General features: G+C 46.7%; 17 protein-coding genes. 8 read left to right on the top strand and 9 right to left on the bottom strand.

What is annotated here, in order from left to right; translation table 11 throughout:
- Window positions 1–33: 33 nt before the first annotated feature.
- The gene (locus HWQ14_RS16385) at window positions 34–1,128 is read right to left on the bottom strand and encodes an NADH:flavin oxidoreductase (protein WP_176610322.1); all 1,095 of its coding nucleotides are present in this window, start codon (window positions 1,126–1,128) and stop codon (window positions 34–36) included.
- Between the two features lie 102 nt (window positions 1,129–1,230).
- Between HWQ14_RS16385 and HWQ14_RS16380 the strand changes: the two genes are divergently transcribed.
- Window positions 1,231–2,115: a LysR family transcriptional regulator gene (locus HWQ14_RS16380; protein WP_176610321.1), complete on the top strand. Its 885-nt coding sequence runs from the start codon at window positions 1,231–1,233 to the stop codon at window positions 2,113–2,115.
- 127 nt (window positions 2,116–2,242) lie between these two features.
- Here the strand turns inward: HWQ14_RS16380 and HWQ14_RS16375 are convergent, their stop codons facing one another.
- Window positions 2,243–3,403: an ISNCY family transposase gene (locus HWQ14_RS16375; RefSeq protein ID WP_176610320.1), complete on the bottom strand. Its 1,161-nt coding sequence runs from the start codon at window positions 3,401–3,403 to the stop codon at window positions 2,243–2,245.
- Between the two features lie 689 nt (window positions 3,404–4,092).
- Between HWQ14_RS16375 and HWQ14_RS16370 the strand changes: the two genes are divergently transcribed.
- Genes HWQ14_RS16370 through HWQ14_RS16355 form a run of 4 tightly spaced genes read left to right on the top strand, consistent with a single transcriptional unit; the run spans window position 4,093 to window position 9,836 of the window.
- The gene (locus tag HWQ14_RS16370; RefSeq protein ID WP_245166413.1) at window positions 4,093–5,172 is read left to right on the top strand and encodes a site-specific integrase; all 1,080 of its coding nucleotides are present in this window, start codon (window positions 4,093–4,095) and stop codon (window positions 5,170–5,172) included.
- Window positions 5,135–6,799, top strand: coding sequence for a site-specific integrase (locus HWQ14_RS16365; protein ID WP_176610318.1), 1,665 nt, complete (start codon window positions 5,135–5,137; stop codon window positions 6,797–6,799). Before HWQ14_RS16370 ends, HWQ14_RS16365 begins: the two co-directional genes overlap by 38 nt.
- A gap of 3 nt (window positions 6,800–6,802) precedes the next feature.
- On the top strand, window positions 6,803–9,340 hold the full coding sequence (locus HWQ14_RS16360; protein WP_176610317.1) for a hypothetical protein: 2,538 nt from the start codon (window positions 6,803–6,805) through the stop codon (window positions 9,338–9,340).
- A complete protein-coding gene (locus tag HWQ14_RS16355) occupies window positions 9,333–9,836 on the top strand; it encodes a hypothetical protein (protein WP_176610316.1) in 504 nt (167 codons plus the stop codon). Before HWQ14_RS16360 ends, HWQ14_RS16355 begins: the two co-directional genes overlap by 8 nt.
- A gap of 174 nt (window positions 9,837–10,010) precedes the next feature.
- On the opposite strand, the gene HWQ14_RS16350 is transcribed toward HWQ14_RS16355, so the two are convergent.
- A complete protein-coding gene (locus tag HWQ14_RS16350; RefSeq protein ID WP_071598204.1) occupies window positions 10,011–10,343 on the bottom strand; it encodes a helix-turn-helix domain-containing protein in 333 nt (110 codons plus the stop codon).
- A gap of 97 nt (window positions 10,344–10,440) precedes the next feature.
- On the opposite strand from HWQ14_RS16350, the gene HWQ14_RS16345 reads away from it, so the two are divergent.
- On the top strand, window positions 10,441–10,998 hold the full coding sequence (locus tag HWQ14_RS16345) for a hypothetical protein (protein ID WP_176610315.1): 558 nt from the start codon (window positions 10,441–10,443) through the stop codon (window positions 10,996–10,998).
- A 307-nt stretch (window positions 10,999–11,305) separates the two neighbouring features.
- Entirely contained in the window at window positions 11,306–11,602 is a 297-nt protein-coding gene (locus HWQ14_RS16340) for a helix-turn-helix domain-containing protein (RefSeq protein WP_032149706.1), read from the top strand.
- A gap of 88 nt (window positions 11,603–11,690) precedes the next feature.
- Here the strand turns inward: HWQ14_RS16340 and HWQ14_RS16335 are convergent, their stop codons facing one another.
- Complete coding sequence (locus HWQ14_RS16335) at window positions 11,691–13,109, bottom strand: UvrD-helicase domain-containing protein (RefSeq protein WP_176610314.1); 1,419 nt, start codon at window positions 13,107–13,109, stop codon at window positions 11,691–11,693.
- Between the two features lie 99 nt (window positions 13,110–13,208).
- Complete coding sequence (locus HWQ14_RS16330; protein ID WP_245166412.1) at window positions 13,209–14,837, bottom strand: ATP-dependent nuclease; 1,629 nt, start codon at window positions 14,835–14,837, stop codon at window positions 13,209–13,211.
- Window positions 14,838–15,182: 345 nt separating this feature from the next.
- Between HWQ14_RS16330 and HWQ14_RS16325 the strand changes: the two genes are divergently transcribed.
- Window positions 15,183–17,981 (top strand): ATP-binding protein, encoded by a 2,799-nt coding sequence (locus HWQ14_RS16325; RefSeq protein ID WP_176610313.1) that lies wholly within the window; start codon window positions 15,183–15,185, stop codon window positions 17,979–17,981.
- Between the two features lie 286 nt (window positions 17,982–18,267).
- Here HWQ14_RS16325 and HWQ14_RS16320 read toward each other — a convergent pair whose 3' ends face one another.
- The 4 genes from HWQ14_RS16320 to HWQ14_RS23355 form a co-directional block, all read right to left on the bottom strand.
- On the bottom strand, window positions 18,268–19,410 hold the full coding sequence (locus HWQ14_RS16320) for an AlbA family DNA-binding domain-containing protein (protein ID WP_109080790.1): 1,143 nt from the start codon (window positions 19,408–19,410) through the stop codon (window positions 18,268–18,270).
- Window positions 19,411–19,545: 135 nt separating this feature from the next.
- The gene (locus HWQ14_RS16315) at window positions 19,546–23,673 is read right to left on the bottom strand and encodes an ATP-binding protein (RefSeq protein WP_109080789.1); all 4,128 of its coding nucleotides are present in this window, start codon (window positions 23,671–23,673) and stop codon (window positions 19,546–19,548) included.
- Between the two features lie 547 nt (window positions 23,674–24,220).
- Complete coding sequence (locus HWQ14_RS16310; RefSeq protein WP_176610312.1) at window positions 24,221–25,381, bottom strand: DUF3800 domain-containing protein; 1,161 nt, start codon at window positions 25,379–25,381, stop codon at window positions 24,221–24,223.
- Between the two features lie 36 nt (window positions 25,382–25,417).
- Window positions 25,418–25,639 carry an ABC-three component system middle component 2 gene (locus HWQ14_RS23355; RefSeq protein WP_086538964.1) on the bottom strand — a complete coding sequence of 74 codons (222 nt, stop codon included), beginning with the start codon at window positions 25,637–25,639 and terminating at the stop codon, window positions 25,418–25,420.
- Window positions 25,640–25,647: the final 8 nt, after the last annotated feature.

The raw sequence follows: 25,647 nt of genomic DNA, 5'->3' as shown, positions 1-25,647 counted from the left end.
ACTCCCTGGTTTCAGTACAGCTGGTGATAACAATTAAAAACGCTCTTTTTCCTTAATGTCCGCAACCGGCGAAAGAATATCGCCAGGCAGTTCGTGGATTGGCAGACCGCTGCTGACCTTTCGTGGCCAGTCAGGATTGGCAAGCGCAGCCTTGCCAATGGAAACAAAGTCTGCCCCCATACCCAGAAGCTTTTCTGCCGTTTCACCGTCATCCAGCCCGCCGTTAGCAATGATGACGGTCTCAGGAGCGGCTTCACGGGCAAGCTCAACAAGGCTCTTATCGCCATTCTCGAATGCAGGCAGCCAAGCTTTATATTCGGTCACATGGATATAGTCCACGCCGGCATCGGCGAGCAGGCCAAATATTGTCCTGGCCTCTGCCTCACCTTCTTTCCATTTATGATGAAAATCGTTTACTTTTCCCTGCGAAATCCTGACGCCCAGCACCTTTTCTGCGCCAATTTCGCTGCGTACAGCACGGATAACTTCCAACGTAATGGCCAGCCGGTTTTCCAGGGAACCACCCCATCCATCAGTACGCTGGTTGGTATAGTCTGTCAGGAACTGATCAAGCAGGTACCCGTTCGCCGCATGGATCTCAACCCCGTCAAATTTTGCATCACTGACGGCACGCTCAGCGCTGTCAGCAAAACTGGAGATGATGTCGTGGATCTGCTCTTCACTGAGTGCCTGGGGTGTACGGTATTCACCGGAACCATGATAGAACTCAAGCTGCTGACCTTTAGGTTTTACGGCAGAAGGACCGGCAGAGTCCGGACGGTAGATATTTTTCTGAGACAACGCACCGGCATGAATGAGCTGGGCTATAACGCGTGCACCGTTCTGATGCGCTTTTTCGACAATATTTTTCCAGCCGGAGAGCTGTTCTTCATTCACGATGCCTGGCTGAAACGCATAGGTCTGCGACCACGCCTGGTCAATATAGATACCTTCGGTGATGATGGCACCAAAACCTCCCCGGGCAAACCGGGAGTAATAATCCTGCATTTTTTTACCCGGTACGCCGGTTTCAGACGCGGAGATACGCGTCATAGGGGCAACCATAATGCGATTGCGGAACAGGGTGCGGTTAATGGATTTGGCTTCATATAAGGATGCGTAGTGCATGGTGACTCCCTGGTAACAATTATAATAAATATTATTATAATGCCGTTATCATAAACGTTATACTGGTAAAAAATGCATCACTGTATAACGGAAATAGATATAATGAATCTTCGGGACGTCGAACTGTTCACCGTACTTGCGGAAACCTGCAATCTTTCTCAGGCCGCACGCAGACTTGGCATGAGCGCGATGAGCGTGTCGCGACATCTCGCCCAGCTGGAAAAGGATTTAGGGGCGCGCCTGTTTCAGCGTACGACCCGCGCGGTCTCACTGACCAGCGAGGGCGAAGAATTTCTTCCCTATGCCAGAACCATGATGGAAGCAGAGCAGGGCGCGCGGATTATGTTCAGTGAGGACGCTGGCGGGGCAACAGGCCTCTTGAGGATCACGGCACCCTCCGGCATCGGCCGCCGTTGCATACTTCCCCTGCTGCCTGAACTCATGGAACGGAATCCGAAGATGAAAATCGACCTCAACCTTAGCGATGACGTAGTGGATATCGTGGGTCAGGGATACGATGTGGCCATCAGGGTTGCCCCGCTCAAGGATTCGAACCTGATTGCCCACAGACTCAGCAGCAACCCCCGGGTCCTCTGTGCCTCACCTGCTTATCTTTCCCGGCACGGGATTCCCACCACTCTGGCAGAACTGACCAATCATCTGTGTTTGAGAACGGCAATGGTGTCTCAGTGGACATTTGTGAAAGATGGGAACCTACTCAGTCATTTATTTGAGCCACGGTTCATTTGTAACAATGTAGAAGGTGTCCGAAGTATGTGTAAGGCCGGAGCGGGCCTGGCACAACTAACAAAAGCAGATATTCACTCTGAACTTGCAACCGGAGAACTCGTCGAAATAACACTTAGTGATGCGGAATGCCACATGCTGGCAATATGGGCGCTGTTTCCGACAAAGCGCTACCTGCCATGCCGCGTTACTGTCTTTCTAGATGCTTTAAAGTCTTCGCTGAAGAGACTTATGTCATGAATGATAAGTTCAACTTTTGCAGAGAGTGATAAGGTCATAATGTCCGCTCTTCGCTCAAAGCGGACATTAAGCTCTCTGGCATTTCAGTTCTATGAAGGGTGGGATTATGTTTGCCTTCAGAGATTTGTTATTTCCTTGTACCGAAAATTCCTTCAGAACGGGACTGTAATGTCTTCAATGCTTCCAGCATATCGTCACCATTCAGGGAACGCTGGGATTTCTTCTGCGTGGGCTTTCTGCGCCGCCGCGAGGGGCCATCTCCGGCAGGGAGAGCCTGAGACCGGTTATTGTCGCGTTTGTCCTGAACCAGCTTAATAAACTCAAGTGTCCGCCCGAGGCGCTTGTTGTCCACGATAGCACCCTGGTCAATTTCCTGAAGACGATCATAAGTGGAGAAGGGAAGGACGACTCCGTTTAGCCGGAGTTCTTTCCGGCCATCCGAGTAATGCCAGACCTCAATGTACTTCCCAATAGATCTGCGGCTTAACTCATTATCTTCAATCAGATAGAGTACTTTGTCATACTGCACCGTCAGGGATTTTGAAACACGGCGCTGTTCCCGCCATGTGAAAAATGCGGCCAGATCATCGTCATTCTCAAGTGGTCGATGCACATCAAAGTCATGCCGGGGCGCTTTCGCAAAACGCCGGTTGTAATCAGTCATAAACTCATCAGCAAAATGATTGGCTGCATCAACTGAAGAAATGCCCCTGAGCCTGAGTTCCTTTACGAGGCGATCCTGAAGCGTCAGATGGGCGCGCTCCACGCGGCCTTTGGCTGAGCTGGTATTGGCGCAGATAGTCTGGATGTTCAGTTCGTGCATCGCACGGCCAAACTGGGTATAACCATCGCCGCCGGTGGCATTTTTATTGTTGATTCTGAAGACGCTGGCTTTGTCGCTATACAATGCCAGTGGTTTGCCATGCTTTTCCAGATAGCCCCTGGTGGCTTCAAAATAGGTGGACAGGTGAATATCGTGCAGTTCTGCGAGTTTCTCGCACGCAAGCGTAGGCCCAAAGTCGGTATAGCGTTCGCGGATAATATTGAGTGCGTACTGGGCAAGACCATCAGGTAGTTGGTTATTGCTGGGTTTTCCACGACGACGGCTAGCCATACCCAGTGGGCCATATTCACGGTAACGCGACAGAAGGCGTCGGCACTGACGATCGGAAATACCAAGGCGCTGCGCAGCCATCAGTGTGGTCAGACGCCGGTCGACAACGTCCTGAATGATTTTGAGTCGGTTAACTTCGTCCAAAGTGAAAAACTCCGCTGCGTGTGCCGTCATCAGAATCCCTCGATGGTGAATCTACGTGACGGACATCTTAACTTAGCCCAGAACGGACATTACAACTTTGCCGTTACAACATTAGTACGCATAATGTATATTATGTTAAATATGGTGGGTTTGCTCTTAAGTTCATGAGTTCCTCTCTTTCAGGAACTTACTGATGAATCAGTCAGTTGCCAAAGTTTAGTTGTGGACTTACGATGACTTCATAACGCAAAAATTAGGGGGCATCCGCTAAGTTCATGGCATATTCCATCTTACATTTATCGAGGAACAACCAGAGAACTCATCTCATAGTTGATGATGTGACTACCCTACCAGTCATGTTCGCCACAATTTATGGAATGAATGAACTGAGCAAGAAACATCTGGGGACTCAAGAAAACATTCTGTGTTCGCTGCGCTTCTTTTACGTCTATTACTTTAAGAAGCACAAACGAACATTTGACTACGATTTCTATCGGTCTGTCTTCAATATCTCCCGTTTTATCAGGGAGCTTGATGGCTTCTTTACTTACCTGCTCGGGAAGCAGCACCTGAGTGACGAGACCGACATAATCTCTACCGGGTTTTTACATTCTGCACTCTCCAGAACCAACAAGTCCACCTATGGTAACCACGTCAGAAACGTTGGCCGATTCCTTAAGTATCTCAACTATAGATATATGAATCTGGCATACCAGGATATGTCTCCTGTTGAAGCTCACCAGATTAACCAGGCGAACCACAGAGATCTCGCTGACAGAATTAAGGTCTTCAACAGAGTTGAAGTATCCAGGAACGAACCCGCACACCGATACAAAAGTATCACCAGTCAGCAAAGTGTCGAACTAACGAACATGTTAATCCCCTCCACTCCTGAATTTTCAGATATCGAGACCGGCGAATTATTCACGGCCGTGGTTAATCCCCAAAACCCATTCGATTCAGGATTTCAACAATACCGTAACTACCTTATCCACCGGTTAATGTTTAACTATGGCTTACGTGTTGGTGAAGTTCAATTGTTGTTGAAGGATTGCGTGGGGCCAACCCTTCCAGATTCACGAGGTAACATTCGTTTCATCCTGATTGTACAAAATCTACCAGATGAGGTAGTTGATCCAAGGAAACAACAACCTTCACTCAAGACTGAGCATTCACAGCGACAAATCGAATTGACCGAAGATGACTTCATTATGTTTACCATCTATATGGAGCAATATCGGTCCCCATTATTTGAAGAGAAAAAAATTGATGACCATGAATTTGTTTTTATTAAAGGCTCAGGTAGGTTAACTCCATTAACTTACGATGCAATTCGAACATTTTATAAGGAAAAAATTGATCCAGCATTCATTGCCCTATTCCCACATTATCGTGCGAAAAATAATAAAACTATTAATAATATGGTTAATATAACACCACACGTTGGGCGGCATACTTGGGCTAATATCACTCTTGAATTTATTTACAATAGTCTCCTGAGTGAATCACTAATACTGGCGCAAGACTATGGTATTCGAGCAAGGATGAATGGAGTACTTGAACCAGCTATTGAGCAACTTCGTGCTTTAGGCGGCTGGTCACTGACCAGTAAAGTTCCATTAAGATATGCCAAGCGGTTTATAGAAGTGGTGAGTAACCAGAGCAACTATAAGCGTACGAAACATTCAGATATGCATTTAGCTTCCCCAGGAACAAACATTTCGCAAAGAAAAACCTACAACTTGCTAGAAGATAATGTTTATGACGAAGACTTCACATTCAAAGATCTATTCAACTGAGAGCGGTATCACCGGGGGTGGTTTATTTAAAACCCCACCGCTTCACTTTACAAAAGAACAGCTAGAATGGATTGGAAATATTCAGCTCCCTACACGATTGTTTCTAATAAGTGCAACAGAATTTGATGACCGATATTTATATCTACATGATGATTGGCGATACAGATTCTCAGGTAATAATGTGGCTATATTATTCTCTACTGGTAATTACTTTTGTGATTTATCACCAACTTCACTCAAGCTATTGAAATACTTAACGATCGAGTACATAAATGAGAACTCGGCAAGTGTTGCTGATAAATTTTCTCAGTTTGTCGCAACAACTTTCAAACAAATTGAGGTTATCACTCGCGAAAGCCTTATTGAAAAAATGCAAATACTGGTTGCGAAGACTGAGCAAAATCACTCAGACAGCAGTCAGTTCTATTACACCCTCTATGCGTTACGAAAACTTGATCGTAGTGGATTCTTCGAAAGTAAGGATGACAGTACTGAGCTGGAAGATCTATTGCTGGAAGTGCCACGCCCTAGGAACAACAACTGGACTCGCTACCAAAACCTAGACCTCGTTATACCAGAAGAAGTATGCTTAATGATAGAAAATGGCATTCAACGTTGGGCATCTAAACTATGTCCAAAAATTGATGTTGAAGAAAATAAAAACATTCATCTGGAAACTGTAAAGAAAACCATTAAAATTGATACATTACGGGACTGCATTATTATTGGCATAGTTTATTACATTGGGGCCAGACCTGTACAGATCGGTAAACTTTCCGGAGGCGATTTTATCGTTGATACCGAGAATAAGTACGGGATGCGTTATTCAGTACTTGTGCCATATGCCAAAAAGTCAAAACTAACTATCGATCGAGTTCGAGTTGCAATTCCGGAAGAACTTGGAAAGTTAATCTTACTGTATAAGTATCTAGTTGGAATTGATGATACCGAACCAATGTTTTCCATCATAGTATCTTCAATGAAGATGGTGGAAGCGTCATTAAAGAAAATGCTATTCAGATTTTCACCACAGGAGATTCAGGAGGCAGTAAAAAACGATGATTATCAACTACCTGTATATACCGCAAGCCTCTTTCGTCACAACGTTGGTCACTCAATGGCAATGAGTGGTGCCAGTGCTCCTGAGATAGCTTATATATTGGGTCAATCCTCTTATGTTGTTGCAGATCGATACATTGCAGCCACCCCTGAGATGGCTGATATTCGTGAGGCAGCTTTGGGTCGCAACCCTGTGTTTAAGAATATGATGGCTCTCATGTTGACTGGGAATTTGGTTCACAGTAGCGAATGGAAAGGCCGCAATGTTGCAGGGTCAATTGGTGGGCAACTTCATTACCATCTCGGTGGATGTAATTATGATGAAGACATGTGCCCCTTTGCACAGGGTCGTGGATGTTACGGTTGCCTGTATTTCAAACCATTTATAGATGGAGACCACAAAAAAGTATTTCTTTCGCTGAATGATGAAATCAAAAATGTCCGTGATGTTGCCGATGATGCTGGCGTTTTAAATCATCCACTTCTCAAGGAATTAGTACGGCGGAAACAGCATGTAAATCAGGTTATGGCTCGCATTGAAATGGCAAACTTCCGGAGGGCTATCTAAACGATGACTACGCAAATAACAATACTTAATAAACAGGCGGATAATCTTCTTTTTTATATAGAGAAATATAAAGCAAAATTTGAAGAGCGTCTTGTTGCCTACAATGCCGTTGGACAACTGGAGTGGAATGCCGGTTCCTGGCATTTTGGTGAGAAAGGTGTTGCATGGCTTAAAGAAACAAAAGATCGCGGCTTTAAGTGGGACGAAGTTTCTAGTCGTGTTAAGGGGCTCTCACAAATGAATATTTCTTCGGAATTTCAGGATTTTATGCGAGCTTATCACATGCATCTGGTGTGTATCACTGGCGGATTACCAGCAGGTTCTACACTAGACAAACCATTACAGGTGATGAAGCGCTGGTATTGGGAAATGGTAAATAAAACAAGTCAAACGCACCCAATGTATCTGACTTCCGATATTATTCATGCAGCGATGGAGCGGCATCATGAGAACTCTGACAGTCCTGATAATGTCAGCGACTATTGCGATATTGCAGTAAAGGCCATTGCTTTACTACGTCAATATGATCTTTTCTTAGTTAATATTGAAGTAAAAAATAAGTTTCCTTATCGAAATGGTTCTAACAGCACTAAAGAAAGGAAGAAAGCGCAAGAAGCCACCCCTGATCAAACTGATGATGAAAGACTCATATCAATCCGTGCATTTATGTGTGTTATTGAGTTGATCGCTTTAGCTGAGAATAGTTATCAGCGTATCTTTTACAATATGTTGTTACTCACAATTATTTGCGGTTTCCGTTTCCAGGAAATAATGTTGCTGAAAATGACTTCTTTGGTTAAGCGAGAAATTACGGATAAAGAAAAACGTCAGCACGCAATAGATCAAGACTGGCCTACTTACAGGTTGGGTATTGAGTATCTTGGTGCAAAAAAGGCTGGATGGCGGATCCATTGGCTGGCGCCAAGCACTTATTCTGTCGTTGAGATGATTTATAAATCTGTTCAAAAATTGACCTCTGGGTTCCGTAAAACGATTCAGGGCTTCAGAGATTCTAATTTCACTAACATGCTCCCAGGTAAGATCGCTGATTTTCCTGATGAATGGATTGAGCAAAATTATCTTGAAGACATCATGTTTAGTGGTTCTGGTGGCTCCAGGAATGATCTTGGAAAGAGTATTCGGAATTCCATTGCGAACTTTAGCGGACATAAACCTAAGGTAATACCTGTTCATAAACAGAAGAACAGCTGGTACTTCACTAAAGAACAGTTGAATGATTATGTCTATCAGCGTTACGCTCAAGCAAAAAACTTTGAGCCTGGGCACCAGTGCATAATTTCAGCCAAAAACAATGGTGACTGGGAACACTTCAATTATGAAGACCTGATGCTCATCATGCCGGAAGGTGCATTTGGAATTGGTAAAGATTTTGTTTCATTGCAACATATTTTTCCACTTGATGAAAACTCAATAGAAGCATGGTTAGGCGGAACACAAAACCGAAAATCTATCTTTGATCACTTTAATCTTTTTGAAGATGATGGATCCCGTGTCATTATCAAAAAGCATGTACCAAGACATAACATAAATACATTCTTGGCAATCGCTGGAGTGACGGATCATATTCAGGCCATCCTAATGGGGCGTGTTGATATCACCCAGAATAAACACTATCAGCATCAGGCCGAATCACAGTCCTATCAGACCGCTTCTCTAGCAATCAATATGCTGGAAAAGGCTTATGATGAGAACAATCAAGCTCTCACGAAGAGTTTCCAGCTTTCACTCTTTACTACGCAGCAGAAACCCTGCATTCAGGTCAACCTACCCTCCTCCAGAACTGAGGTTAGCCGCAGAATGGCAGCTCTATCACGGTCTTCCAAGACGGTAAAAAATACAGGTGTTGCAAACGTTAAATTAACAACCTCACTAATGATAAATCCTGAGCTCAATACCGAGCATAATCTGAAGCAGAACATGCAGACTTTTGGTGAAACAACTGCTGAGGTTGTTGACTATATAACTGGCACAATGTCTGATAACTTTCTGCCTGAACTAAAACGTGCACATGACAAGTTAGTACAACAAAATTTGGCTGATAAGGCGAAATCACTGCTTCAACGCCATGCAAAACTGCATCCTCTTGGATTTGGAGCCTGTACGAGAGATGTAGCTCGGTGGGGTTGTCCTCATGCGCTTAAGTGTCAGTCTGGTCTACCTTGTGGCTACTTCACTCTTACAGGTCGTCTTGGCGAAGCGGAAGAAGCATCACGACGTTTATCAAACAAGCGAAAAGAAATCATTCAACTCCGTAAGTTGACTATAGTGAATCCAGGCTTCATGCTGGCTTTAAAAGAACAGGAAGAAGCTCTCATCGTGCTCGAGGCTCTTGAAGCTGATGCTGTAAAGGTTCAAGGCGAGAAAAAATTGGTTTCCCTGTTTTCTGATGATCTGAACAACCCATTATATAAAGTTATTGAGCGAATTAATAAACAAATGCTAATTGGCAAAACCCCAAAAACCCTAGCTGATCTTTTCTTTATTGAACAGAAACGTATAGAGAGAAATAATAATGGCTAAGACCCCGCGCAGTCGCAATGCAGACGATAAAGTCATTCAGGGTAAGGAACTTGATGCTTACATCAAAGCCGAGCTACAAGCCATGGTACAAGAGGGACTGGAAAAATCCCCAATTCAACCATCCACGTTACATGCCCGTCTTAAAGCCAAAGGAATAGTTAAAGGTGGCATTAGTACCCTCACCTCTCGAAAAACTATCATCAATAATTACAGGCTTCGCCAGCATAACAACTACGAAGATGGTAAACGAGAGTTGACTACAGATGAAAAGGCTAAATTGGCTATGGGGCGAACCGGCGCTGCTTATATAAGTAAGGCAAATCGTCTTGATGCTGAAATTATAGCATTGAAAGCTAAATATGAACGAAATGTACTGGCGCTCGCCGACATCATTGAGTATATCGACAACGCAACTCCTATCAAAGTAGAGGATATGCTTGCAGACGATCTCATTCGAGAACTTGCTGAGCGCAAAAGAAATTCAAGAATGGGCTAATGAGTAAACGCCCTACTCTATTCGTAAAATTAGCGCACTAATTATCAATACTCCCTCTTCTATGTCCTTTATGTCGAAGGGAGTCTTCCATTCTTAAGGCGATTTGGCTCTTTACACCAGTTTAATGCTGCACTTTCGTTACCTTCTAAAAGATCAATAGCCTTTTGTAGAACATCAGTTGTTACCACCATGTTTTACACCTGAAGACGTTTTGAGTGCTTCGATAAGATTACTTCGCTCTTCCTCTGTCATCCGGGATATGAGTAATGCAAGTTCTGCTGTGGTCTGATCATCACAAAAAAAGTAGTTTAACGGCACGTTTAACTCTGACGCCATCCGTCGAAGCGTATCAATATCGGGGACATGCCGCCCTTTCTCATAATGATTCATACGACTGCTAGCCGAAGCGGGATCAAACCCAACAAGGAGGCCCAGTGAGCGCTGTGATAAACCCGCCCTGCATCTCGCTTCCTTAAGTCGTTCTGGTATCGGATTTTTTTCAGACACTGATTCATCTTCATTGGCCTCGAATGCTTAGATTGTCTAAGTATCTGCCATTGTTGTATACTTAGCAATCCTAAGTTAACTGCATTGTTTTAGTCATATGAATAGTCGAGTATCCAACCCTGAGTCGTACATATTTTCTGCAATAATCCACATTGGCAAGGTTAACTTCACCAGTAATGATGTAGCAAAAATTCTTGTCGAGCGATTCTCACTCCCGAAAACTTATCGAAAGGCAAAAGCTTTTTCTTATAACCAAATACAATATCTAGTTAAAAAAGGATTATTAAATAAAGTAAGAAAATCAGGCGTGTATCAATATCTATACTCAATCACATCAGAATTCAATATAGCAAAAGAAAATGTGCAATTAATTGAGGTAAGCCAAAAAACCTCCCTTCAATTTTCAAGTGCTACCAGCCATGAACACAGTGATGTAAACATTCAAATAAGATCTCTCATTGAAAAATACAGCAGTGAATTGGAAAAAGTGTCAGGAGCAAAAGAAATTTATGAAGAATTGATAATTGCCGTGCCGAGCAGGGAAAATGAATTCAGGAAACTTTCTCTTGAGCAAGATAAAAGACATATTAAGATAAATGAAAAAATAAACACACTGATTGGGATTGTTAATAAAAATATCGCAATAGGGCAATGAGTTTTAAAAAGGATTTGAAGTTTAATACAGTCATGAAAAAGAGAGGGCAAAGCCTACCCTGCCCTCTCCCTTCATGCACTGATAAGCCTCACTAATATGAGTGTTAGCAGCGCGTACCACTATATGCTAGTCCTGAAAAATATAATCTTAGTCAGTCCCAGATGCAACCTTTAACACTTTAATGCAACAAATTAAACAACGAGTTCATCCTTACACCTTAAAAGCTGTAAAGTAAAAAAACACCCTGAAGGCTGTTATTTTTACGCAAAGTGAACTTATTTTAAATAATCGACATGGTCACCTACTTATGGATAATGTTTTCCCGGTCAGACTTCTTAGCCAGTTACGGCCACTTTTAATTGGTTTTCGTAAATCAAAAGGATTAACTCAAAGAGAATTATCCGCCAGGTTGGGTGTCACTCAGCAGACTTATGCTCGACTTGAGGCAAACCCTTCAAAAGCAAGTTTTCAGCGTCTATACAACGTGTTAAATATTTTAGGAGTGGAGATTTCGCTTAGTTCTGGACCTATTTCAACTTATACAAAAGCTTCAAATTTGGTTGAAAAGGAGTTTGATTCACCGGCAAGGCGTGAAGAATGGTGATAGAAGCCAGGCTATTTGATAGGACTGTACGTCAGGCACTGGCCCTAAGGAAGGTGCGATTTGCGAGCAAGGGCGCTTTGCATCGGAGTTAGCGGGCCGCCAATATGGGAGTTAGCGAGCACACAACCAGCCGCGAAGCTCCCCGCGTCATAGCGACATAGAGGTGTCGTGCATCCATCTCTTCCGGGGATGTGATGACTGCCACCTCCCCTTCCAGTCCCTTTAGCAACAATGTGCTGCCGATTACACGCCGGGTCAACGGTCGACTCTCGTGGCGATTGCGTTCGCGCTCGTTTATCGTGGCGTCTGCAAAAGTGCAGCCTCCGGCAGCAGCCGACTGCAAGGCGCGCAAACAACAGCGCAAAACCTCTGGCCGATAGACTCGCGCATTGTCCTGACGAGTCAGAAGGCGCAGCGCCTCTGCGGCCAGCGTAAAACCTGGTCTCTCTGCAAATGCCACTAACGCTGCTTCTGCGACCGTCGGCGGATTGCGGGCTCTTCCTCTTCGTAGCGTTTCCAGCCGGGGCAGCAATGCTGCGTGGCCAACCTGGGTCATGACGCCTGCGGCAAACTTTACCAGGCGCGTCAACGCATCCGCAGCCTCCAGGTTAAACCCTGCACCAAAGTCGGTAAGGTCAACCAAATCGACAGCTTCGACGGTCGTCGCACCCGGGGTCTGGCTGGCCATCTGCTGGCGCCCGCGAGTGTCGTAGCTGTTTCCAATCACCAGTACCTGCCCGGTAGCGGTAACCGCTCGGGTCTGGGCGGCAGTAAGACGCTGCTGAACAGCAGTTTCTGCCTGTAACGGTACCCAGGCTACCTCAGCAGGCACCTGGCGAAGGTCAATGGCATTGCCATTCAGCAACATCCTCCGGCAGTCCAGAAGCCAGCGACCAAGTTCCGGCGCCCCTGAGTTAGCCCAGCGCCATGGATGATTGAGCTCACCAATCAGTGGAAAGTGAGCGAGTACATGTGCGTCCCAGTCCACGAGCTGATTACCCCGAAAGCCAAAAATAGCCTGCATAGGGTCACCGAGTACACAGGCAGGCAGCACTGTTGATAACGCGGTTACCATTGCATGTTGCACCAGATTGCAGTCCTGGTATTCATCCACGATGAGGTGAACGTAACTGGCCGGCAGAACATCATTGAGATGTCCTGCCTGCAGCAACTGGCAGGCAGCCAGTCGTATAGCGGGATAGTCAGTTCCACGATTGCGCAGTTGAAGAACCTCAGCGTTAAGCCCACTACGCGCTGGAAACATCGCCACTAGACGCATGGCAAATCCATCAATAGTGGCGATACGGTAGGCCGCTGTAGAAACACCGGCGCGTTGCATACGCAGACGCAGTGTTGTAACACCCGCGTTGGTGTGCGTGAGGATAAGCACCGGCCTTCCTCCCGTATGCAGGGCCAGGGTATCTACGATGATTTGTGTTTTACCGCACCCGGCCGGGGCCGTAATCGTCCCCCGATGATATTCTAGCAGGTTGTAGTCAGGCGGCATGTGCCCACCCGTACAGCCGGTTAATCAGCGCCTGGAACCCGGCATCAGACGCGGGGAGATGAGGACCAAGGATATCGTGCGCCACATCTTCATACCGGGTCACCGATTTAAACCACCCGTTGCGTCGGTTACGCGCAGTGAGTCCCAATAGTTGTCGTATTTCAGGAGAATAAGCCCCCCCCCAATCAGTTGCCGCTGGTTCCGGATATGGGCAAGCGTAACCTGACCGTTGGACTGCGTCTGGATATGTGCCGCCACCAGTTCCTCCTCCATAAGATCAATACCCCGCTGAAGCAGCGCGTCGACGCCTGCATCAGGCAGGCTCATAAACAGTTCATCCTCCAGCGCATGACCGGCTCGCCAGGTGATATGTTCTCCACCCACGGCCTCGAAGGCCTCGACCGTCGCCGGGGTGGGCGGCTTATCTGCATCCACCAGAACCAGCACACGGTAACCAAGTCGACGCAGTGCTAGCCCACGCACAAAACATCGGTCAGGATCTCCTCCACCAACATTCACGAATGCGGTTCCTGCACTCAGCATGGAATTACCGTTGAGGGCGGTCCAGTAATGATCCAGCCCGCGAATCAGCCCCACCTCGCTCGCACCTTCACAAACGATAACGCTACGAGCTAGAAAGGCTTCGGGGTCGGCCCGAACCGTACTTTGAATATCATCGGCAATGCCCACCGGCAGCACCTGGTGGGGAGCTGTCGGGTGGCCCCGCACAACGAAGAGCTGATTGCCATTAAGCTCGCGCACTGCCACGGAAGAGTGTGTGGTCAGAAAAACCTGCAGTGGCGGCGGTGTTTCCCTGGCACCCAGGGAGTTCAGTAACCGGGTAAGCCGATGCGGTTCGAGTCCGTATTCCACTTCATCGACCAGCGCCACGGAGGCCCGTTGCGCGGCAGCACGCTGCATTCCTGCCACCAGAAGACGGGACGACCCGGTACCAAGAGAACGCAGCGGCACACCAGCGGCGTTGTGCAGCGCAATTGCACCATCGCCGATGGAAACCGCGTGAGCATCCAATAAGGCCTGAGTCCGACCACCGACCGGCACACCCAACTCATTGGCCTTCTGAGTAACTACGTCCAGCGTTGCCGCGAGTTGTACTGCAGCCTGACCACCGAAACTGGTTCGGGCCTGACGCGCAGCATTTGACAGTTCAGCCCCCAGATTAGGGCGCTCCTCCGTGAGCCGATTAAGCACCGATCCGCGTGCCCAGGATAAATTTGAGCTTGCATATGTGCCAAGTCTCGCCGGTGCGATGAGCAGCCGATCTTTCCAGGCCAGATTGCGTTCCTGACCTAGCGCTTCGGCACGCTGAGAAACCAGCGTCCAGTTAGGTTCCAGTTCACTGTCGACGCTAAGCCGCAGACACAAAACCGTTTCCAGCCCGAACTGGGGCTCTTCCTGAATCTGCCCAGTCGTGCTGTTGAACGCCTGCAAATAATTGCCGTAGGTTTCTATAGTCCTCAGTGCATCCGGCAATGACCCCAGGGCCAAGGTAATGCTGATGGGCTGAGTCACATCGAGACCAAAAAAATCGGTGTCGCTGAAACTGACATTACGTCGCGCCCCCAGGCACAAATCTATAGCGTCAAGAATTGTGGTCTTGCCACTGTCCCCAGGGCCAATGAGACAGTTGAGCCCTGGCGAAGGCAGCCAGGTCAGCAAACGAATAGATCGGAAGTTCTGGATTTCAACTTTACAAACTCTGACCACGGGACTCTCCCTCTTTTATTCTTTTTGTCCACTCGCCTGTCGTAAAGATAACTACAAATGCGCAGCCAGTGCACCGACACGTATAAAAGTAACGCTCCCGAATTTCTTAATCAATGATATATAGCCTGTTTTACTGACATATCTGACAGCGGGTGGACTTCCTTCAATTTATTGATTTAACACCATACGAACTACATCTGCCTCTCTCAAAATATGAGGTGAAATTGTTGCGTACCGATCAATCCGGGTGTTCTGGTCAAACTTTTAGTAGCCATACTTAAGTTCCATTGCGCACGCTGATAGGTAAATCTTGGATACTTCTGACAAGTAACTTGAGGAACAAAAATGAGGGGAAGCAAAGAAAAATCTATGCCGGATGTTCTGGACTCTGCCCAGTTGGTACGTATTGAAGCCGTACACCGGGGATTCCTTTATCAGCACTTGTATGCCGTTGGCTGCTTGCTGCTGGCACAGAAAGCAAGCGTGGAGACAGTAACCGTTGAGCTGGATGAGGATATTGAACTCAACTCCAGGCAGGAGCGCATTTACGTTCAGGTTAAAACCCGCCTGAAACCCATCATTCTCAGCGATGTGTCTGGCGCGCTCGCGCGGTTTGCGGAGCTGCGTAACGAGCACACTGATGGGCGCCGCCAGGGAAGCGCTTCTTTCGTTATCGTCGCCAACCAGGCGCCAGGTCCACATCTGCAGAAGATGATTGAGGATAAGACGCTTCCTGCGGATGTCCGTTTTATCTGGCCCCAGTCAACCGCTGAGCGCTATCCCGCACTTCCCCCTGCCTGGGACGCCGTGGCTGATGCGGCCGCGTGGTGCATCGCGCAAGCAGAGCAACTGAATTTTTCGTTATTGTCGCCAGAATCCCTGATCTGGAAGCTGGCCGGTCTGGTCCAGCTCGCCGCCACCGGAGGTGATGCCGACGGACAGCATGCGTTTTATACCCGGGATCTTCCTGCCCTGTTCGAACAGCTCATCGTTCAGTTACAGGACTTCCCTGCACCGCCGACACTCTACCGGCCACAAAGAGAGGAACCCTCTTTTGTTTCGGATGAGCGAATACGCATCATTTGCGGCTTGTCTGGTGCAGGTAAAACAGCATGGGCAGCACAGGCCGCCCAGCACAGTACACAGGTGTGTGCGTATTACGACGCTGGCGACCTTCCGGGTCCTGCACTTGCCAGTACGCTGGTTCGTGAGCTGGCAGCCCGGTTTGCGACTCAGGAGCAAGGTGGCCTGCGAAGAATACTGCTCCCTGGTGCCAGTGGCGTTGAAGCGCTGAGAACGTTCGACACCTTCTTGCAGCAACGGAACGACAATCTTCTGCTGGTTCTGGATAACGCGCATCGTATCCCTGTGGAGAACTTGCGGGATGTTCTACACGCCACAACCCGTATCCATTTTGTGCTGCTGTGCCAGCCCCATGACAATGTCCGTCAACTGGAGGCGATGACTGGACTTCAGCGTGAATCGTTACAGGGATGGGATATCGACACAGTGGCTGCCGCAGTGGCCGACCTCGGTGGGCACGCCAGTGCGCTGGGATATGAGCAGCTACGAAGCTACACCGGAGGGTTGCCGCTGTATGTCGAAAGCGCGGCGAGAGTTGCCGCAGAGGAATACAAAGGGGATATAGACACGCTGTGTGCTGAACTGCGGCAACAGGAAAACAGCACGGAAACTGCGCAGGACGTCATTCTCAGCCGGGTCTATCAGGGATTCGAGCCACCGGTCCAGAACGCACTGGCGTTGTTCAGTCTGTCCGATGTGGGACTGAGCCGTGACGAAGTTTCAGGGTACCTTGCCCGTTCATTGAATATCCCTTCAAGCGGAGCAGCCACATTAATTAAAAAAATGCGAGCCACCGGAACCATTGAAAACTATGGAAACCAGACGTTAAAGGTACACGACGCTGTCAGGGCGCTGGGGCTGCAGCACCTGACCATGATGGACGCGGATATCACAAACAACGCGTTACTGGCGTTAAAAGATCTTTTGATCGAGAGTCTTCACCAGACACGTGACACTTCGCGATTTTCTCTTCTGACACAGATATACATCAAGCTTAACGATGTCATGACGCTCATCGGTCTATCTGGTGAAGAGCTGTTTTATGAGATGGGCATTACTGTCGACATTATGGAAAGCCTGAAACAGGCGACAGCTTCAGACTCTCTGGCGCCCTTACAAAAATTCTGGGCACTCGATGGACTGGTTTTTTCCGAGCTTAAAGACGGTGTTTCTGAGCAAATTGCGCTATGGCTGGAAGCGATGGGAGCCTTGCTTACAGAACATGAGTTTGGCTACCGGGAACACACAGCCTACACCATGAAACGGATGCTTTTCTTATCCGAAAAGGGAGACCTCAGTGAAGTGCAAAGGCTGGCAGATGAAGCCCGCCCCAGTCTTCCGGACGAAGAGCATGCGCGTATTTTTAACTACACCTGTGCCATCGCGCTCTGGAGACTGAAAAGATACAAGCAAGCAGAAACGCTGTGCCTGAGCGTAGTAAATCGCTATTACGCGCTATTTGGTATTACCCCACAGGATGTCATGGGTAAGAACTCGGATGTGCTGTGGACAATCATCAACCAGCCTGAAAATGTTCACGAACACATCAAACATCTGGCCGATGCCCTGGAGTTACTCGCCAGGATTACTGACGCACAGGGAAAAGTGTCACCGCTTCTGCGTATTCACGCGATGAAATTTTACAACATGACCGCGGCCCCGGAATCTCTGGTCCGGGTCGGACAGGATCTGGCAGACGAGTTTGTCGCAAGAAAGGACTATGTCGGCGCCAGACAGGTGTTGGAGCAACACGTCCTGCCCGTGGTTAATGAAGCCGGCCTGGTACAGCGACTGGTTCAGGTCCGGAGCCAGTACGCCGTCATACTGGCACTTGCAGGCGAACATGGGCAGGCAGAAGCGGAGATGCGTCGGCTAGCCCCCTTTTTTGAAGGGTTAACAGGTGAGCAGCGACAGGAGGTTGAAAATCAATCGAACTACATCGCGCAGCTTGCTTACAAGGCGGCTAAATCCGAAGTAACGCGATTGTTCGGGGCGGTAGGCAGAAATGAACCTTGTCCCTGCGGGTCGGGAGTAAAGTATAAAAAATGTCATGGAGCCTGAGTGCTGGCTTCGCTATGTTGGACGCGGCCGGGGGCTAAGTCCACGGGAGCCATATCAGGATGCTGTCCACATCGTGCAACCGAGCGCTTTTTATTGGTATTGCCGTTGACTCTCTTAAAGCACATCGTCGTGCGTGGGGGGGCAGTATATGGCCTGCGAAAGCAGGCCAAATTCACCCAAGAGGGAGAAAATACGCGAGTGCGCACTAAAACACGCTATCGTAGTGCTGACCTTTAGTTGCAACGTCAAAAATGAACAACTCCCAGGCAGGGTTACTGGCTTCGGCTCAACGCATATGGTTAAAAACCCACCAGGAAAATTGTCTCTCTACTTCCATTCTTAGTTCTGGGTCAGTTTTCATCGATGCTGTATCAGGCATACCATCCGGGCAAAAATCAGCAAGCTGACTTTGAATAAACTTTAGCTTTTCTTCTTTTTCCCCTGCGTTCTCAAACACCATGAATGGCAGCTCGATAATCGGCGGTTTGGTCTGGGTGGTTAACGGCATGGTTATGCCTGAATTACGGCCAGGCAGTGAGTATAATTCTCTGATATGGCTCAACAGATTGTAGGGTAATGTGTTTTTTACGAAGTAAAAAACGTCTGCATAATAATCAGTTACGAATCCATCCCTTTTCCCTGGATAAGCCAGCGTATCCATCTCTGGAAAGGGAAACTGTAAACCCTCATTTCTGTAATGTACGATTGGCACTCGTTCAAGTACACGCCCACGGTATTTGAGGATGTATTCATAGTGACAAGGTTGCTCAATGCTAATCGTTGACCACCAGTGTTGTTCTCCTATATCTTTTTCTGTGTCGCCAATATGAATGGCATAATCCGGGTCCAACCGATAATAGGCCTCGCTGATACCGTCATATTCCCAATTGTCGTAATCCAGAAGCAGTCTGACTATGCGGTCAGCGGGTGCCAGGTCCAGGTTAAAGCGCTCTCTCCACATTGCCATGACATCTCCAGGGCTGGCACAGCTAGTTACGGGCGTATTGGCATCTTGTTGCCGGGTGTAAACGACACCGGCTCTGACAGTTTTTCCCTCTTTTATATAGTCCTGGGTCAGATAGTAGGGTTTAATTCTGACGTTACGAATTTGTAGAATAGCCAGCACCTTATGCTGGAGTGTGATGTGGTGCAGCTGAATATCCGGACAATGGTGCTCTGCAAAACTGACTTTTCTTAACAGATCGATTAAATTTGCCTGGTTAAGTTGCTTACCATCTTCCGGCACGCCGGTAATCACCCCTTCATCATTCACGCCAAAGATCAGATACCGGTCACCGTCATGCAGGACGTTTGCCATGCAGAGGATATCGTGAACAAGGGCTGCATTGTTTTGGTGGTAGGTTTGTTTAAAGTCCCACCATGGCCCTTCCTTACCACTGGCAATCAGTTTTTCGATGGTTTCGTTCATAGTCCCCTCTATCCGATATGGCGTGCGTTTGCTTGTACCAAGTATTCCTTCAGTCTACTTAAATTGGTAGTGCGAAATGGCTCTTCTGGCATTCGATGCCAAGGCAGCCAGTTGATTACTTAATAAGTATCGTTGTCAGCAGTTAAACGGCAGTTCCTCTTCTCGTAAAACTACCGGTGCCTTGTCTGCCCGGTACTGGATCCAAGTTTTAAGGTCTATTTGCGTGCTATTACGACCAGCTAAATCAAAATATCCTCTGTTAGCAAAACGGCGATGTATAAGCTCTTCACCTGTTATGGACAGATAGGCGTTCAATGCCGAACGATGGATGAAAAGTCCGCGTTGTTTTACACCTTTTTGATGGAAGGCGATAAGTTTGCCAGAATGATCAACCCAACCGCTTTGACAATCCCATAAAAGTTCGAGTTTTTGAATGATTCCCAGGCATGGCGCAATGAGGTTATCCTGGCGCTCGGGCATGGTATATGAGTAGTCGTATTCCCATTCGTTTCCGCGCAGTAAACTGACTTCTGTAAAATTAAATGCTTCACTATCTTCATCACTATTAAGAAGTTGTTTGTATACCGGGCTGTCAGGATATTCAGCAAGATAACCGCGATAACAACTACTTCCCTGATTATATTGAAAAATATCGCGTGCTCTTTTCTGTTTAAAGTTCTGGATGCTTTCATTTATGAGTGCGCTTGAGTAGGAAGCACGCACTCCCAAGTACGGGGAATCCCAGCTATTTTCATTCGGCGCTTTATCGTCATCCCAATAGCTATGTGAAAGCGCTACCCACTGCTCTCCTTCCTCGTCAGTTCGAATAAGACTAGCTTCATAAGGTGGAAAATCATCGGTCCGAACCCAACCTTTGATATCTGAATTGTGGTCAGGGAATGCATAATTTGTTTCCTCCATCAGTACTGGATAGACACCTTCTGCGGTGATATCGCGTACATCGGTCAGGTCAACTTTACGGACGTCGACTGACCATAGATGATCACTTGTAGGTTCGTAGTCGGAATATGGGTCTTCAAGTGCGGGAACATTACTGGCCAGAATGCCCAGTAGTCGATGTAAGGCGATCCAGTAATATTTTTTACCGAGTCGGTCAGCATACCCTTTTCTACCCCGTCCCGAACCATACTGACTCCCGATATGGCGATCATAATTGAGCGCGCAGTGGTTATAACCGGGATATCCTAAATTAAGTGCTTCTCGCATTAACCAACAGGCAATGTTTTCATGGCTGATATTGGCGCTCTCCAAGTCAAAGCCGGAAATCTTCGATTCCACCTGATAACGCCAGAAATCCGGGGCCATGGATTCTCCCCAGAGCACCATGTTTGATGGTAAATGTTCCAGATCTAGGAGGGGTTTGACATCCGCCAGTACAGGCCATCGTGATGGTAATGATACGTTTGTCTGGTAATGCTGTAATTGGCTTGTTACGGCTGTGGGAAATTCTCCTGTTTTCAACAAGTTTACTAATAGCTGAACCGTATCCCGGATCAGAATATTCTTGCTATCTGACGCAATGCTTAATAGACCAGGGAGCGCTGGCATAAACGCATTTCTGCGTTGGTGTGACAATAAGCATGCACTATAGATAGCAAGGCTAATACGCTCTAATACGTAATCATCATCACAATATGCAAATTCACTGATTACTGTTTGGCAGTTCTCCGGGTAGTTTGCCAAGATTCTGCTTAGCCCTTTTGAGGATAAATCCCTGATTCGGCGGTCAGCACACGAAGTAAGCCAGGCAAGTGTTAGACTGGCCAGCCTCCGGCTTTCAGCAGGCCAATGGGTTATGTCAGCAAATAGTGCTGCATGGATGAGTGAATAGACAGCAGTCTTGTTATCAAATGATCCCAGCGCAGCTAATGACAAGTAGGTGTCACGTTCAGCTAAGGATGACTGCCGTAAAAATGGCCCCAGCCAGTTAGTTGCGTTTAGACGATGGTCAGGAACCAGACTAAGTGAAAACAACGCTTCATAAACCGACTCCCATAATCCAGGTGTATGCAGTGCTGCATGGATGTGTTCATCAATTTCTTCCACTACACTTTGTCGGGAGCGCCAAACCAATGACTGGATGAACAGCTTATGGGCTTGTTCGGATGGTAATCCTACTTCTTCAGCAGTAATTTCAAGAGCAGTTTTCTCTGGCAGCACGGCGGCAAGAGCTTCCAGCAATCCAGCATCTTCTTCTGTTAACGCTGCAATTTTCTCCGCTAGTTTTGCTGTATCCGAATCAAGAGCTTCCACAAGGCTGATAGCACGGAGTATGTCACCGTAGCGTTGATAACCCAGACGGATCAGGAAGGTATCCTCATCTACAACAGAAAGGATAATGAGGCCTTCATGTGCCAATGCATTTAAAAAGGATTCAGGTGTGGTCTCAGTCCCCACTATTTTGCTCAGTGCTTCGCAACAGGTTTCCCAGGTTCGGTTCTGCGGCAACTCATGCGTCAGGGTATTCGCGAGTGCCATCATTGCAGCCCTTACCAGATTGCGAGGATTTGCGTAGTGGAGGCGTTCTCGAATTAAAACATCGCAATGTTTGAGATGTCCTTGAAACAGAGAGGTAAAACCCGGCAAAGAAATATCCAGACTGTCACGGCCTTCGCCCTTTAGCGTTTTACAGGCCAAGTGTAAAAATAAAGGATTACTGAGTTCGGGTGAAAAAAGTGGTGTAATCTCTGCATCCAGCCCATAGTAGGCTGCGAAAGCTTGTACCGCTTCGAATTGATGTCCTGAAAAGCCGATGTGTTCGAAAGCAAACCCTGGAAAGCGTGAATCGACCACAAGATTGCGATAGGTATCTCGGGTTGAAACGCAGATTTTGATGTCTGGATAAGACTTGCATTGAGCGAGCAATTCGGGAAGCTTGTCCTTCCAGCGCACTTCTCGCGGGCTTTCGTTCAAGGCATCGATATAAATGACAAAAGGTAAGCCAGTATGTTCGGCGCAGGCCTGTATGCATTCAAATAATGTCGAACGATCGATGGCGGCACCCAGCCCTATTTTACTGCGTAGCACTTCCCAAGGCTCTGCTTTGCCAAAGTCGTCTCCAAAGACGACCAGGGAAAAACCACCATGTTCCAGTCGACGCAATGCTGCGCTGACAATCGCGTGGGTTTTGCCGATACCCGCTGGCCCAACCAGCAGTAAGGAATGTGCTGTTGCGGCACCAATGACCTGAGAAGACAGCAAATTTTGCAGTTGCTGCGCCTGCTCTTCCCATTTTCTCGCCGCATCCATATCTCCGGCAGGAAATGCACACATATACTCTGCGTGGAACTGTCGGAACGATTCTGTATCACTATGCTTGCCATGCTTTTCATAAAATTTATCTTCTTGAGCATGGCGGGCATCAGCGAAAAGTGTCAATAGGGATGACAGAGCGACGCAAAGATCTGTAACCGATGTGGCCGTGACATTGTTATCTCTCATGCTCTCACAGTAGACAATTATTTCTTCAATCAATGCCGTGGCAGATGTAGCACGGGTTTCGCCAAGTATATCCAGCGATTTGCGTCCGTATCCATTCAGTGAATGGAACTCTCGAACGATTGGTGTTAATGATGTTTCGTACCACTCGCAAAAGTCACCAGTCCCACCAAAGAAATCCAGGCCGACATGAGCATTCGTCACCACATCCAGCATTGAAGTATATCTTGGCCCGGCAAAAGCAATGGCGTCCTCCAGACATTGTTGAATTTGAGCTGTTGTCAGCAACGTGTCATCAAACCAATACCTGCGCATCCCTCCGTAAGGGTCTATCTCAAGTAATTGATTGCAGACAACAGTAGCGGTACAAAGGACAATAGAAAGTGACTTCCCTTTCGCTGACGCTTCCGATTCGACTTTACTTTTCCATTCTTCAAAGCGTTCCGCCTGGCTTTTTCCTCGCTTTCCCGCAGCAACACGCCCGGTCAGGTCAAACGGTATATAAATCCAGTATTCGGTTAGTGTGGGATGGTTGCTTAGCGCGGCTTTAAGGGAACTATCAATCTGTGTAAGCTCTGCGGAAGCAAGCTGGAAAAAGTATTTTGCCTGAACACCGAATACGGCACCGTCCGGTGAGCGGAAATATGCCTCAACGCCACCGTCTCCACCATCTCCACGCAAACTAATAAATGTTGAATTTGTCGGTACTCGACAGGTTTTCCTAAATAACTGTACGGCGAGTGCTTCAAAGCTATCGTTACGGCTTTTGGGGGCGCTGCGAATTAAACTGAAATCAATATTCATCACCAGTCCTTGTTCCTGTCAATAATGCGGCAAAAGCAGTCACATATTATACCCATTAAAAATGTATTGGTATTGAAGTGACGTAAGGTTTAGCGAAACACTAAGAATGAGGGGGGAGAAAAAATTATCTTGATGGGTCTTTGACCATTTCTGTTGAACAAATGATTTTGGGTTATCAAGGGTACAATTTCAAGACAGTGCTGCATTTGATTTCAGCGATACATCTTGAGGAACACCCTCTGGGGTAAAATCGGCAAGCTGTTGCTGCATAAGTTTCAACTTAGCTTCCTTTTCCTTAATGCTATCAAACAAAAGGAATGGTACGTCCGGCTTCGATAGACTTCATATCTGTAATGATCTGCTTTTGGCTGAGTCGGGCTTTACGCATGGCGATCTCCTCAGGGGACATAATCAGTATTTCGGAAGATCTCTAAAGGTGAATGGTTTGTTTCACCGGGATACTTAAAATCAACCGGAGCTTTCAGAAAATGCGTGGAACTAAAGCGGGCGTGTCTATATTCGCATCGCCAAAACAATTTACAACAGCTTAATTACCGTTACTTTGACGCTCTAATAACTTACGGATGTTCTTTGTGAAACCGCTCCTATAAACCTTCGTATACAATTCTCTTGCTTCAAAGTTAAGCAATTCAAGATTATCAAAATTGATATTTTTGATTGATTCGCTTGATTCACCAAAATTAACATGTGGAATTGCAGGAACATCTATTCTCGGCGAGTTAACAAACAACGGACCAAGTAGTTTAGATGTCTTGACAACATCATCAACATTCCCCTTTAAAAAGCGGTTAACAGCAGATACAACTAAGTCAGCTATTTGTAGCCCGTCAGATTTATTTGAGTCCAGGAAAACACTATAATTATTAAGTATTTTCCCAAATAGGATTGGCATAGAACAACCAGCTACAGTGGAATGGTCTACGTTAAATAGCCTTTTACGACGTTCTATTTCCTCGAGTGGCATTCCTAATCCAACTTCCTCTGCTCCGTAGTTTCTATAAAAATATTTTATTGCTTCTGGTATATATGGTATACCTCTTGGTTCGCTGTAATAATGTGACTCAACGGTCTCAGGCATAAATTTAGAATATAGAAATTCAAATCTAGCAGGTGCGGAGTTTTTTAGGTCAAAAACCCATTCAAAGCGAGATAATTCCCTAGGGTTATTACGTAAATAATAGGTAATGGTTTTATCAAGCATGAACGATATCAGGTAAGACTGAATTACAACTTGGTTGTATTCCTGTATGCTTGATGAATTAATGAGTTCCTTGGTCACCTCAAACTCATTAACATACTCCTCAAACTCTTCTTGATTTAACTCACTTTCAATTTTTTTAATGTAATTAGCTCTGCCGTCGATCTGCGCTTTCATATGCATGCGCGTAGCATCATCATTTAGTGATGTACGGTTTACAGTCATAGCATGGAACGTACAATCCAACTTCAACAATTCAGTCAGGAATTCTGCAAAATACTCAGATGAAGGTTCCGGTCTGAATTCGTTTTTTATTTCAAGGGAAACAGGGATCTTCAGTTTCGATTTTAGAACACATAGTGCAGCACTAGCTTTTTTTATATTTTTATGCGGTATTGTGATCGCCCCAACTGTACCCCATGCTTTATCAATCCGGGTTAAATTATTATTTGCGCTAAAGATCCCCGATTCATCAATGTAAATTTTCAATCCATACCTCTTTATAAAGTCAAATACTTAAAGTAATCAACGTATCAGTAATTCATCCGCCCGCATTGGTTGTGGTGCGTGCAGGCTATCAGAGCCATTCGCATCACCAGAATGCACAACGAGATAATCCATTTCAACCAACCGTTGTAAAGTCATAAGATTCAGTGAAAGCTGCGAAAAAAAATGCAAGCGATGTATCCCTCTTTCAAAATGGCTATTCACTTTCGAGCCGTTAATAATAATGTTGTTAATATTCATTAGGCGAC

Source organism: Enterobacter cloacae (assembly GCF_013375935.1).
Lineage (GTDB): Bacteria > Pseudomonadota > Gammaproteobacteria > Enterobacterales > Enterobacteriaceae > Enterobacter > Enterobacter pasteurii.
This window is presented reverse-complemented; position numbering and strand designations above follow the sequence as displayed.